The 12374-nt window shown below is 60.3% G+C and carries 10 protein-coding genes and 4 tRNA genes; 9 read left to right on the forward strand and 5 right to left on the reverse strand.

The features are described 5' to 3' along the window. Positions 1–175: 175 nt before the first annotated feature. From Q2K57_RS14310 to folD, 5 genes are all read right to left on the reverse strand, one after another. Positions 176–1219, reverse strand: a complete 1044-nt coding sequence (locus Q2K57_RS14310; RefSeq protein WP_304525485.1) for an asparaginase — start codon at positions 1217–1219, stop codon at positions 176–178. A gap of 11 nt (positions 1220–1230) precedes the next feature. Beyond that, positions 1231–2190, reverse strand: a complete 960-nt coding sequence (locus Q2K57_RS14315; RefSeq protein ID WP_304525486.1) for an alpha/beta hydrolase — start codon at positions 2188–2190, stop codon at positions 1231–1233. A gap of 210 nt (positions 2191–2400) precedes the next feature. Beyond that, on the reverse strand, positions 2401–3150 hold the full coding sequence (gene mtnN / locus Q2K57_RS14320; protein WP_304525487.1) for a 5'-methylthioadenosine/S-adenosylhomocysteine nucleosidase: 750 nt from the start codon (positions 3148–3150) through the stop codon (positions 2401–2403). Positions 3151–3174: 24 nt separating this feature from the next. After that, complete coding sequence (locus tag Q2K57_RS14325) at positions 3175–3642, reverse strand: S-ribosylhomocysteine lyase (RefSeq protein ID WP_112055783.1); 468 nt, start codon at positions 3640–3642, stop codon at positions 3175–3177. Positions 3643–3761: 119 nt separating this feature from the next. After that, positions 3762–4628 (reverse strand): bifunctional methylenetetrahydrofolate dehydrogenase/methenyltetrahydrofolate cyclohydrolase FolD, encoded by an 867-nt coding sequence (gene folD / locus Q2K57_RS14330; RefSeq protein WP_112055784.1) that lies wholly within the window; start codon positions 4626–4628, stop codon positions 3762–3764. A gap of 220 nt (positions 4629–4848) precedes the next feature. On the opposite strand from folD, the gene Q2K57_RS14335 reads away from it, so the two are divergent. The 9 genes from Q2K57_RS14335 (at position 4849) to hupB (ending at position 12093) form a co-directional block, all read left to right on the forward strand. Further along, positions 4849–4925, forward strand: a tRNA-Pro gene (locus Q2K57_RS14335). A gap of 71 nt (positions 4926–4996) precedes the next feature. Next, a tRNA-Arg gene (locus Q2K57_RS14340) sits at positions 4997–5073 on the forward strand. Positions 5074–5128: 55 nt separating this feature from the next. After that, positions 5129–5203 (forward strand) — tRNA-His (locus Q2K57_RS14345). 29 nt (positions 5204–5232) lie between these two features. Beyond that, positions 5233–5307 (forward strand) — tRNA-His (locus Q2K57_RS14350). Between the two features lie 338 nt (positions 5308–5645). Continuing rightward, complete coding sequence (gene tig, locus Q2K57_RS14355; protein WP_304525488.1) at positions 5646–6992, forward strand: trigger factor; 1347 nt, start codon at positions 5646–5648, stop codon at positions 6990–6992. A gap of 119 nt (positions 6993–7111) precedes the next feature. Then, positions 7112–7732, forward strand: coding sequence for an ATP-dependent Clp endopeptidase proteolytic subunit ClpP (gene clpP / locus Q2K57_RS14360; protein WP_304525489.1), 621 nt, complete (start codon positions 7112–7114; stop codon positions 7730–7732). 77 nt (positions 7733–7809) lie between these two features. Beyond that, entirely contained in the window at positions 7810–9090 is a 1281-nt protein-coding gene (gene clpX, locus Q2K57_RS14365; protein WP_112055787.1) for an ATP-dependent Clp protease ATP-binding subunit ClpX, read from the forward strand. A gap of 145 nt (positions 9091–9235) precedes the next feature. After that, entirely contained in the window at positions 9236–11644 is a 2409-nt protein-coding gene (gene lon / locus Q2K57_RS14370; protein WP_304525490.1) for an endopeptidase La, read from the forward strand. A 176-nt stretch (positions 11645–11820) separates the two neighbouring features. Further along, entirely contained in the window at positions 11821–12093 is a 273-nt protein-coding gene (hupB, locus tag Q2K57_RS14375) for a nucleoid-associated protein HU-beta (RefSeq protein WP_092528694.1), read from the forward strand. Positions 12094–12374: the final 281 nt, after the last annotated feature.

Genomic DNA, 12374 nt, shown 5'->3' on the forward strand with positions numbered 1-12374 from the left:
CCGTGTCTTCAGGATTGTGTGTCGTGAGGGCTACTTACCTTGAGTATCGTGCCACTCGGTGTGATATCGAGCGTTGTTGCTTTCGTCTTTGTGACGTCAAAGTGGCAGCCTTTCTCTCTCTGGCGCCACCTGTTCATGCCTGCGACAGGCAGCCCTCTATAATAGGCCCTTCGGCTCAGCGTTCGCCGATAAGGCTCGTCAGGAAGTGCCGGCGCCGTTCGGCGTCGCTCAACGGCTGGGCCAGCAGGTGAATCAGCTTGGTCATGGCGGCCTCGGGGGTCATGTCATCGCCTGAGAGCACTTCGGCATCCATGAGCCCCTGGCCGGCCGCGTAGGTACCGATCTCGATTCGCCCCTGCGGGCATTGGCTGATGGCAGCGACCAGCTTGCCTTCACCCCTGGCCTGGGCGAGCACCTCGACCAATGCCGGGTCATCGGCAATATTGCCTCCTCCCCAGACCTCCAGCAGGGCGCCGCTGACGGTGTCGTCGAGCAGCATCGCGCCGAGCTGTCGTGCGGTCATGCCCGGCCATAGCGTGATTCTTACCACTGGCGAAGGGCCTAGTACACGATAGTCAGGCAGCTCGAAACGCTGGGCGCCGCGCTGGTGGTCGGCCAGTCCGCGGCCGGGGTAGAGCACTGGCGCGCCGTCGACCAGTTCGCCGAGCAGCGGATAGTTGGGGCTGATGAAGGCATCTTCGGCCTGTGTTTGCCACTTGCGGGTGCGCACGCCGCGAAGCAGGCGTCCGGCGAAGTAGAGCGCGACTTCCTGGAGTTCTGGCTGGGCGGCGAAGCGCAGGGCGCCCTCGACATTGGCGAGCGCATCGCTGTGCTCGGCTTCCAGCGGGTGCATAGCGCCGGTCACGACCACCGCTTTATCAATGCCCTGAAGCTGAAAGGCCAGGCTGCTGGCGGTCCAGCTCAGGGTGTCGGTGCCGTGGAGAATGACGATGCCTGAATAGGTCTGCTGATGGGCCTCGATCAAGGCCGCAAGGGCCTGCCAGTCGGACGGACGGGCGCTGCTGGAGTCGATGGGCGAGGCAGTTGCCAGGAAGTCGAAGGCAGGCAGGCTGGTGCGCCGAGCCGGTGTCAGGGTGTTCAGCATATCGCGCAGCCGAGACTCGAAATTATCGCCCGGTGCGAGGCCGTGAGGGGTCTCGACCATGCCGAGAGTGCCGCCCGTATAGATGACCAATAAAGGGGAGCGGGACGCGTGCATGGGGACTCCTGTCAGCGGTTAGGGGAAGGTGCCATGATACCCGATGCGGACTTTGCTGTGATCGGGGGTGGCGCCAGTTGGTGGTCGAGGAAATCAAGCCCCGCCTCGATGGCCGGGCCGGCCGTGAGGAAGGTGGTGTAGTGGCCGCGCAATGTTAGCCGATACAGCGTATTGGGAATGCCGCGAGCGTCCAGGGCAGCATGGAAGACGTCGGCTTGCTCAATCGGCACCAGGCCGTCGAGGTTGCCATGAAAGAGGAAGAAGGGTGGGGCGCTGTCGCCAAGCTGGAGTAGCGGTGACGCTTGGCGATAGCGAGCCGGGTACTCGGCCTGAGTGCCGCCAATGAAGTCGGTAAGCAGACGTCCGTCGTCGAACCGCAGAAGGTCGGTCGGCGTGCCGCCGGCCAGCACGCCGGCAAGCCGTGTCTCTGGGCCTCCGTAGGGGCTGTCCAGTGGGTTGTCGGCATTCATCACGCCCAGCAGGCTGATGAGATGTGCGCCGGAGGAGTAGCCGACGCCGATGATGCGATCGGTATCGATACGCAAGCGTTCTGCCTGGTCACTGATCCAGTGCATGGCCTGCTGAAGGTCATGAAGCTGTGCAGGAAAGCGGTAGGTCGGTGCAAATCGGTAGTCGATGTTGACGGCCACGTAGCCGCGCTGAGCGAGGCGCTCGGCGATGGCGTCCATGTCGGCCCGCTCGCGACGCTGCCAGCCTCCTCCATGAACGACCAGGGCGGCGGGCCTGAGCTCGGCGTCATCCGCGGTGGCCGGCAGGTAAACATCCGCCTGCAGGGGCTCTGGCCAGTTCTGTGGCGTGTAGGTGACGGCGTCGAGGCGACGTGTGTCGAGGGCGGCGGGTGTCTCGTCGAGGCCCAGCGGATAAGCCGCGCAGCCAGCTAGCAGCAGTGAATGCAGTAGCAACAGGAGTGGAATGGCCAGGTGGCGCGATAGCCGGGAAGCGACATGCATGGCGGGGCTCCGTAAGTCAGGAAACGAGCCTAATGTAAAACCCTTGTATCGATCTTGTACAGGCTGGCACAAAAAAGGCGCCATATCGGCGCCTTCCTCGTGAAGCGTTGTCCTGTCTCTAATGCTGTCTCGAGCGTACTGTCTCGAACGTACTGTTTCTAATGTACTGTTTCTAACGTACTGCCGCGAACGGGCTCTCGACAGTCTGCCTCAGGCGTCCGTCAGAGCCTTCTGTCGGGGTGTCTCTGACATGCTGTCAATGCTGCCCAGGCGGGCGACCATGGCTTCGACCATCTGTGCCGAATGCTCGGCGGCCTGATCGATGAACGCCTTGAAGGAGATGTTGGACTCCTGTCCTGCGATGTCCGACAGGGCACGAATGACCACGAAGGGGCATCCGTAGAGATGGCAGGTCTGTGCGATGGCCGCAGCCTCCATCTCGGCGGCGAGCATGGTCGGGAAGCGGTCTCGGGTACGTGATACTGCTTCCGGGCAGGACATGAAGATGTCGCCGGTCGCGATCAGCCCTTCGACGACCCTCAGTTCGCCCAGGGATTCGATACATTCTCTGGCGATGGCGACCAGCCGGCTATCGGGAAGATAGGCGGCCGGCATCTGCGGGACCTGGCCATGTTCATAGCCGAAGACCACGGCATCCACATCGTGATGACGTACCTCGGAGGAAATCACCACATCGCCTACGGCGAGGTCTTCGCCGAAGCCTCCGGCGGAGCCGGTATTGATGACCACGTCGGGCTTGTAAACGTCGAGCAGCAGGGTGGTGCCTACCGCCGCATTCACCTTGCCGATGCCTGATTGCAGGATCACCACCTCAACGCCCTGAAGGCGTCCGGTGTGGAAGGTGCAACCAACATGCTCACGAGTGCGGCGATCCTCCAGGTGGGAGGCCAGCAGGGCTACCTCTTCGGCCATGGCGCCGATGATGCCAATCTTTTTCATGCGTGTGTCGCCTTGGTCATCGGATCAGTCAAAAATGAGCTGCCATTCGTCGCGCTTGGCGAGGAAGCCGCGAGCGATCTCTTTGGCGCCTTCGAGGCTGTGGCTAGCGGCCCACCCGCACTGCATCTCGTTACAGGCCGGCACTTCCTTGGCCTCGAGTACGTCCTCGAGCGTCTTTTCGATCAGCGTGAGGATGCCGTCGTAGTCGTCGTGGTTGATCATCGCCCAGTAGAAACCGGTCTGACAGCCCATCGGGCTGATGTCGACGACCTTGTCGGTGTGGTTGCGCGACATTTCTGCCATCAGGTGTTCCAGGGAGTGCAGCCCCGGCATGTCCATGTGGTTCTGGTTCGGCTGGCAGATGCGCATGTCGTACTTGTAGATCTCGTCGCCATGCAGGCCGACGGTAACGCCGGCCAGGCGGACGTAGGGCGCTTTGACCTTGGTGTGGTCGAGATTGAAACTTTCGACGTTCATCTTCTGGTCGCTCATGTCACCTGACCTCGTCTAGCAAGTTGATTAGCTATTCCCCCAGTGACGAAACCACTAGGGCGAAAAAAGGGGATTCTAACGCAATGAGCCGGCTGGCGCCTACTCAGGGCCGCTGCGTGTCATTCGGCCTTCATGGGATCATGGAGTTCCGCGGCGTAGAGAGTGTTCTCGAGCAGCGAGGCGACCGTCATCGGACCGACGCCGCCGGGGACCGGCGTGATGTAGCTGGCGCGTTCGGCGGCCGGGGTGAACTCCACGTCACCGATCAGCTTGCCGTCATCATTGCGGTTGATACCCACGTCAATGACGATAGCGCCTTCCTTCACCCACTCGCCCTTGACCAGCCCCGGCTTGCCTACTGCCACCACCAGCAGGTCGGCGCGGCGCACCTGAGCCTCGAGGTCCTTGGTAAAACGGTGGCAGACGGTGGTGGTGCAGCCGGCCAGCATCAGCTCCAGGGCCATCGGTCGGCCGACGATGTTGGAGGCGCCAACGATGGTGGCGTCCAGTCCGCGCACGTTGAGGCCGGATTCCTGCAGCAGGGTCATGACACCCTTGGGCGTGCAGGGGCGCAGCAGTGGTAGGCGCTGAGCCAGGCGGCCGAGGTTGTAGGGGTGGAAGCCGTCGACGTCCTTGTCGGGCTTGATGCGCTCGAGAATAGGGCGCGGGTCCAGGTGCTCGGGCAGCGGCAGCTGTACCAGGATGCCGTCAACGCGCTCATCGGCATTCAGCTCGTCGACCAGCGCCTCCAGATCGGCTTGGCTGGTGTCCGCGGGCAACTGGTGGCGAAAGGAGATAATGCCGGCTTCTTCGCATGCGCGATGCTTGTTGCGCACATAGATTTCGGATGCCGCATCTTCACCGACCAGCACCACGGCCAGGCCTGGACTGCGTGCGCTGGATTCGTGACGGGCCGCTACCTGGCGGGCAACCTGTTGACGAACATGAGCGGCAATGGCCTTGCCATCGATCAGTTGGGCGGTCATCGGCGTTTCCTAAAAAAGTTAAGTCGGCGGGCCGGCGGGGTATACCTGCAGCGGGCGACGAAAGATTGAGGGTGCTGATTTTCGCATGAGCTGGCCTCGAGTCAAAGCATGCTTGTGGGAGAGTGTGCGCTAAGGGCTTGACCAGCGGGCAAGGATGCGTAAAATACGCTCCGCATTGAGGCGGCAGTTTTCGCGTCAATGTTGTGCAGCTTGATGCCGACGGGATGTAGCGCAGTCTGGTAGCGCGCCTGCTTTGGGAGCAGGATGTCGGGGGTTCGAATCCCTCCATCCCGACCATGTAACCTTTTGATTTTTTTACATAAAGGTCTTGGCAAGGGTTGCAGGTAAGAGTCTAGAGGCTTTAGAATGCGCTCATAGCTCAATCGGATAGAGCAACGGCCTTCTAAGCCGTAGGTTGCAGGTTCGAGTCCTGCTGGGCGCGCCACTGGAAATTCGAGTGGTCGGCAGCAAGGCGAGTGCCTGGCAAGCGAGTCGATATGGTGGATGTAGCTCAGTGGTAGAGCCCCGGATTGTGGTTCCGGTTGTCGTGGGTTCGATCCCCATCATCCACCCCATTCGTCGCTTGTAGTGTGTTTTGGTAGTGGTGGATGTAGCTCAGTGGTAGAGCCCCGGATTGTGGTTCCGGCTGTCGTGGGTTCGATCCCCATCATCCACCCCATTACCTTCCCTCCTGATATTCCTTACCCCTCTTATACTTAGGTTCGCGGCCAACGGTCACGAGTCGTTTTTGTGTGCCTGAGTTCTGTGTGTCTGGGTTTTGTGTGCCTTGATGTTGCGCCTATGGCGTCTTGGCCTGGGCGTCATCTCCGCAAGGTGGCCGGGTCGTCATTTTTAATGCCGTGAGCCCAAGGTTTTTGCCGCAATCCCCCTTGTAACAGGCAACAGCGCCCCCATAGTCATGGCATCGCGCTTGCCAGCGTGCATCGGGGTTCTTAGAATTGATCCCCTTTGACCATTCAACGCTTTTTCGAACGCCCCAGTGGTAGAGGACTATTCATGCAAGTTTCCGTCGAAACGACCTCCCAGATCGAACGTCGCGTCAAGGTTCAAGTGCCAGCGGCCGAGATCGATCAGGCCGTCGAGGCTCGCCTCAAGGACACCGCCAAGAACGCTCGCCTGAATGGCTTCCGCCCGGGCAAGGTGCCGATGGCCGTGGTCCGTCAGCGCTATGGGCAAGATGCGCGCAACGAAGTGGTGGGCGAGGTGATGCGTGAGCGTTACGTTCAGGCGATTACCCAGGAAAACCTCAACCCGGCGGGTTACCCGCAGATCGAGCCGACCGTCAATGAAAGCGGCCAGGATCTCGAGTTCGTCGCGACGCTGGAGATTTATCCGGAAGTCCAGCTGGCCGGCATCGAAGGCGCCGAAGTCGAGCGTCCGGTGGTCGAGGTGACTGATGCCGACGTCGAACAGATGATCGAGACGCTGCGCAAGCAGAATGCCTCCTGGGCTGAAGTCGATCGCGCCGCCGAAGACGGCGATCAGGTCACCCTCGACTTCCAGGGCTTCCTGGGCGACGAGCCGTTCGAAGGCGGCAGCGCCGAGAACCATGACCTGGTGATCGGTTCCGGCAGCTTCATTCCGGGCTTCGAAGAGCAGCTGGTGGGCGCCAAGGCCGGTGACGATACCGAGATCAAGGTGACCTTCCCGGAAGATTACCAGTCCGAGAACCTGGCCGGTCAGGATGCGACCTTCAAGGTCAAGGTGCACAAGGTCAGCGGGCAAGAGCTGCCGGCGATCGACGAAGCCTTTATCCAGCAGTTCGGTGTTGAAGGTGGCGATGTCGATACCTTCCGCGCCGAGATCAAGAAGAACATGACCCGCGAAGCCGCACAGGCCGTCGACAACCGCGTCAAGCAGCAGGTGCTCGACGCGCTGAAGAAGGCCAACGACATTCCGGCGCCGCAGGCTCTGGTTCAGCAGGAAACCGACGCCCTCAAGCGTCAGGCCGCTCAGCAGTTCGGTCTGGGTGAAGACTTCGACGTCTCTCAGCTGCCCAACGAACTGTTCGCCGAGCAGGCCAAGAGCCGCGTTCAGGTCGGTCTGCTGCTGGCAGAGGTCATCAAGGTCCACGAAGCCGATGCGTCTGACGATGAGATCAAGGCCAAGGTCGAGGAACTGTCTCAGCAGTATCAGGATCCGCAGCAGGTCATCGATTACTACATGAGCAACGATCAGCTCAAGAACCAGCTGAAGTCGTCGATTCTGGAAGAGAAGGCCGTGGCGGTTCTGCTCGAGCAGGCCACCGTGAAGGATGTCGAGATGTCCTACGAGCAAGCCCTGCAGGCGGCTCAGCAGCAAGCTGAAGCGGCCGAGGAAGAAGAGGCAGACGCGAAGGCGTGATCGACGACGGCAGTCGTTGGCAGTCCGGCTTCGGTCGGGCTGCCAGGCATGCTTTACTGTCTCCATGACGCCGCATAGGCGGGGTCGTAATCCAGTCATCGGATGAAGGACGTCACACAATGGGCAACGAGTTCGATATTCAAAACGCTGGCGGCCTGGTGCCGATGGTGGTCGAGCAGAGCGCACGCGGTGAGCGCTCCTACGACATCTACTCGCGCCTGCTCAAGGAGCGTGTGATCTTCTTGGTGGGACCGGTGGAAGACTACACGGCCAACCTGGTAGTAGCGCAGCTGCTGTTCCTGGAGTCCGAGAATCCGGACAAGGACATTCACCTGTACATCAACTCACCGGGTGGGTCCGTCACGGCGGGCATGTCGATCTATGACACCATGCAGTTCATCAAGCCGGACGTTTCCACTGTCTGTATCGGTCAGGCGGCGAGCATGGGTGCGCTGCTGCTGACCGGTGGCGCCGCAGGCAAGCGTTATTGCCTGCCGAATTCACGCATGATGATCCACCAGCCGCTGGGCGGTTATCAGGGTCAGGCCTCGGATATCGAGATCCATACCAAGGAAATTCTCAGCATCCGTCAGCGTCTGAACCAGATCCTTGCCGATCATACCGGCCAGGATATCGAGACCATTGCCAAGGACACTGATCGTGATAACTTCATGAATGGTGCTCAGGCTACGGAATACGGTCTGATCGATGCCATGCTGGAGAAACGCCCGGCATCCTGATAGCGTGGAAATCATCTCCAGCCACGATATGCAACTCCGGCGGCCCTTAAGGCCGCCGTCCGTAGAGAGGTACGCAAATGGCCGACGGCAAAGGTAAGGACGAGAGCGGCAAGCTGCTGTACTGCTCGTTTTGTGGCAAGAACCAGAACGAAGTTCGGAAGCTGATCGCCGGCCCGTCCGTCTATATCTGCGATGAGTGCGTCGACCTGTGCAACGACATCATCCGCGAGGAGGTCCTCGAGGCCGATGCCGAAAGCGATGAAGATCGCCTGCCGGCACCGCGGGAGATTCGGCACACCCTCGATGATTATGTGATCGGCCAGGACCGCGCCAAGATGGTGCTGTCGGTGGCGGTTTACAATCACTACAAGCGTCTGCGTGCCGAAGTGAAGAGCGACGAGGTGGAGCTTGGCAAGTCCAATATCCTCCTGATCGGCCCTACCGGCAGCGGCAAGACGCTGCTTGCCGAGACGCTGGCGCGCTTGCTCAATGTTCCCTTCACTATCGCCGATGCCACGACCCTCACTGAGGCGGGCTATGTCGGTGAGGATGTCGAGAACATCATCCAGAAGCTGCTGCAGAAATGTGACTACGATGTCGACAAGGCTCAGAAAGGCATTGTTTACATCGACGAGATCGACAAGATCTCGCGCAAGTCGGACAACCCCTCGATTACCCGCGATGTCTCGGGCGAGGGCGTCCAGCAGGCGTTGCTCAAGCTGATCGAGGGCACCACGGCCTCGGTGCCGCCGCAGGGTGGTCGCAAGCATCCGCAGCAAGAGTTCCTGCAGGTTGATACGGGTAACATCCTGTTCATCGTCGGCGGTGCCTTCGCCGGTCTGGACAAGGTGATCCGGGAGCGCGCCGAGAAGGGTGGCATCGGCTTCAATGCCGAGGTCAAGAGCAAGGACGAGAGCAAGGGTGTGGGTGATGTGCTGCTCGACGTCGAACCCGATGATCTGGTCAAGTTTGGCCTGATTCCCGAGTTCGTGGGTCGCCTGCCAGTCATCGCGACACTCACCGAGCTCTCCGAGGATGCCCTGATCCAGATCCTCACCGAGCCCAAGAACTCGCTTGTCAAGCAGTATGTCAAGCTGTTCGAGATGGAAGGTGTGGAGCTCGACTTCCGCGAGGAGGCGCTGCGCGCCGTCGCCGAAAAGGCCATGGCTCGCAAGACCGGAGCGCGCGGACTGCGTTCGATCCTCGAGGCGGTGCTGCTTGATACCATGTACGAGATTCCGTCGCTTGAGGGTGTCACCAAGGTGGTGATCGATGACTCCGTGATTCGCGGAGAAAGCGAGCCGCTGCTGATCTACTCCCAGCAGGAAGACAGCAAGGTGGCGGGCAAAGACGGCTAAGGCCGTTCCCCTCCGGAGCAGGGGCCGCATCTGCGGCCCCTTTTTTTCGCGCTCTTTTGTCCTGGCGGCCTGTGGCCGCGCTTGTAAAGGACGCCCGTTGCCCCCATCACCTGTTCAATCATTCGAGCATTGAGGAACGTCTGCGATGCAGCAGAACGCCGAACAGACCCAGAGTCTGCCCCTATTGCCGCTTCGCGATGTGGTGGTTTACCCGCAGATGGTGATTCCGCTGTTCGTGGGGCGAGAGAAATCCATTCAGGCGCTTGAGGCGGCCATGGCCGCCGACAAGCGCATCCTGCTTGTCGCTCAACGTGAAGCCGGTCAGGACGAGCCTGATACCAGCGATCTGTTCGCGGTGGGTACCGTCGCCGAGATCATGCAGCTGCTGAAGTTGCCCGATGGCACCGTGAAGGTGCTGATCGAAGGTGCCGCCCGAGCCGATGTCGGTGATATCACCGTGGTCGACGAGGGCTATAGCCGAGCCGAAGTGACCCTGCGCGAAAGCGAGCCGCTCACCGAGCGGGAGCAGGAATCGCTGGTGCGCGTGCTGCTCAATCAGTTCGAGCAGTACGTCAAGCTGTCCAAGAAGGTCCCCAATGAGGTGCTCAACTCGCTGTCCGGGATCGAAGACCCCAGTCGACTGGTCGATACCATCTGCGCCCACCTGTCGCTGAAAATTGGCGACAAGCAGCAGCTCCTCGAGATGGATCGTGTGCGCGACCGTATCGAGCACCTGATGGCGCTGATCGAGTCTGAGATCGATCTGCTGCAGGTCGAGAAGCGCATTCGGTCGCGGGTCAAGGACCAGATGGAGAAGTCGCAGCGCGAGTACTATCTCAACGAGCAGATGAAGGCCATCCAGAAAGAGATGGGTGAGCTCGACAACGTGCCCAATGAGGCCGAGAAGTACGAGCAGGCGATCGAAGAATCCGGCATGCCCGACGAGGCCCGCGAGAAGGCCACTCAGGAGCTTGGCAAGCTGAAGATGATGGGGCCGACCTCCGCCGAGGCGACGGTGGTGCGCTCCTATCTCGACTGGCTGATCGCGGTGCCCTGGAAGAAGCGTACTCGGGTCAAGCACGATCTGCTGCGGGCCCAGAAGGTCCTCGATGAAGACCACTACGGGCTCGAGGAGGTCAAGGAACGTATTCTCGAGTATCTGGCCGTCCAGAAACGGGTCAAGAAGCTCAAGGGCCCGGTGCTGTGCCTGGTGGGCCCGCCCGGGGTGGGCAAGACCTCTCTGGGTCAGTCGATTGCCCGAGCGACCAACCGCAAGTACGTGCGGCTGGCGCTGGGTGGCGTGCGTGACGAATCCGAGATTCGCGGCCATCGCCGTACCTACATCGGCTCGCTGCCGGGCAAGGTGGTGCAGCGCATGAGCAAGGCCGGGGTCAAGAACCCGCTGTTCCTGCTCGATGAAGTCGACAAGATCGGCATGGATCATCGTGGCGATCCGTCGTCTGCATTGCTTGAGGTGTTGGATCCGGAGCAGAACGACAAGTTCAGCGATCACTATCTCGAGCTTGATTACGATCTGTCCGAAACCATGTTCATCTGCACCGCCAACTCGATGAACATTCCGGGCCCGTTGATGGATCGCATGGAGATCATTCGTCTGCCGGGCTACACCGAAGACGAGAAGTTGGCGATCGCCAAGCGTTATCTGATCCCCAAGCAGCTCAAGGCTAATGGCCTGAAGGACGACGAGCTCTCCTTCGAAGATGATGCGGTGCTCGAGCTGATTCGCTACTACACCCGAGAAGCGGGGGTGCGCGAGCTGGAGCGTCAGGTCGCGAAGGTTTGCCGCAAGGTGTTGCGTGAACGTATCGAAGCGCAGGGCAAGGAAGGCGCCCAGGCGCCCCAGCAGCTGGCTGCTGAAGGCATCGAACGCCACGCCGGCGTGCGTCGCTTCAGCTATGGGCTCGCCGACCAGGAAGATCAGGTCGGGCGCGTGACCGGGCTCGCCTGGACGTCGGTGGGTGGCGAGCTGCTGACCATCGAGTCCGTGCTGACCCCGGGCAAGGGTCGGATCAACAAGACCGGTTCTCTCGGTGATGTGATGAAAGAGTCCGTGAGCGCCGCGCAGACCGTGGTGCGTGCCCGGGCCAAGGCGCTGGGAATCGATCCTGAGCGCTTCGAGAAGGAAGACCTGCACATCCATGTGCCTGAGGGGGCGACGCCGAAAGACGGTCCCAGTGCCGGCATTGCCATGGTCACCGCGATGGTCTCCGCCTTCACCGGACGCGCGGTCCGCTGCGACGTGGCGATGACCGGCGAAGTCAATCTGCGCGGCGAGGTGATGCCGATCGGTGGCCTCAAGGAGAAATTGCTGGCTGCTAGGCGCGGTGGTATAAAGACCGTGCTAATTCCCGAGGAAAATCGTCGAGACCTCAAAGAAGTGCCGGACAATATCAAGGAAGCATTGGATATTCGTCCTGTGCGTTGGATTGATGAGGTGCTAGAGGTTGCTCTCGCCAAAAAGTCTACCCTCGAATCTGATGAAAATCGTCCGGATGACTCTGCCTCTTCCCAGACGGTGATCAGCACTCACTAGTGGTGATTTTTACTGCCATGCCAAGGTCAAAACCTTGGCATGGTGGGGCTTGGGACCAATAGTTGCTTGACGATCTTTTGCGGCATTGCTATAAATTACGCTTTGCTGTGATCGTTTAAGCCGCCTCAAGATAGCGCCGATTTCCAGTAATTTCTGAAACAGTCAAGGGGTGAAGTGTGAACAAATCCGAGCTGATCGAAGCCATTGCCGCGTCTGCCGATATTCCCAAGGCGGCTGCAAGCCGTGCGCTCGACGCCATGGTCGATAGCGTCACTGAAAGCCTGAAGCAGGGTGATTCCGTCTCTCTGGTAGGGTTTGGCACTTTCTCCATCAAGGAGCGTGCTGCGCGCACCGGCCGTAACCCGCAGACCGGTCAGCCGATCGAAATCAGTGCCGCCAAGGTGCCCAGCTTCAAGGCAGGCAAGGCGCTCAAGGATTCCGTCAACTGAGACGCTGGGCTTTGCCTAGCGGACTGACGGTCCTCTGTATGGCGCATCGCTTAGCGGTGCGCCTTTTTATTGGGCGCGATTCCCGTGGTGTCCTGGACGTAGCGCTGAGACGCAGTGCCAGAGGCATGATGCTCAAGAGATGGCATTTAACCCATTGAGCCATGGTGTTTGAGTCATAGCACTTGAGACATAGCACTTGAAACATGGCACTTGAGTTACAGTCTCTGAGTCACGGTTGCCCCAGGCCCGTATCAGGCGCCTATAATGAACCGTTTTTTCTG

It is taken from the genome of Halomonas sp. I5-271120 (genome assembly GCF_030553075.1).
GTDB classification, from domain to species: domain Bacteria; phylum Pseudomonadota; class Gammaproteobacteria; order Pseudomonadales; family Halomonadaceae; genus Onishia; species Onishia taeanensis_A.

Coding starts and splice junctions, on each gene's coding strand:
- Q2K57_RS14310 (WP_304525485.1), bottom strand. CDS start 1,219: ATGCACGCGTCCCGCTCCCCTTTATTGGTCATCTATACGGGCGGCACT.
- tig (WP_304525488.1), top strand. CDS start 5,646: ATGCAAGTTTCCGTCGAAACGACCTCCCAGATCGAACGTCGCGTCAAG.
- folD (WP_112055784.1), bottom strand. CDS start 4,628: ATGACCGCCCAACTGATCGATGGCAAGGCCATTGCCGCTCATGTTCGT.
- lon (WP_304525490.1), top strand. CDS start 9,236: ATGCAGCAGAACGCCGAACAGACCCAGAGTCTGCCCCTATTGCCGCTT.
- Q2K57_RS14315 (WP_304525486.1), bottom strand. CDS start 2,190: ATGCATGTCGCTTCCCGGCTATCGCGCCACCTGGCCATTCCACTCCTG.
- clpP (WP_304525489.1), top strand. CDS start 7,112: ATGGGCAACGAGTTCGATATTCAAAACGCTGGCGGCCTGGTGCCGATG.
- mtnN (WP_304525487.1), bottom strand. CDS start 3,150: ATGAAAAAGATTGGCATCATCGGCGCCATGGCCGAAGAGGTAGCCCTG.
- Q2K57_RS14325 (WP_112055783.1), bottom strand. CDS start 3,642: ATGAGCGACCAGAAGATGAACGTCGAAAGTTTCAATCTCGACCACACC.
- clpX (WP_112055787.1), top strand. CDS start 7,810: ATGGCCGACGGCAAAGGTAAGGACGAGAGCGGCAAGCTGCTGTACTGC.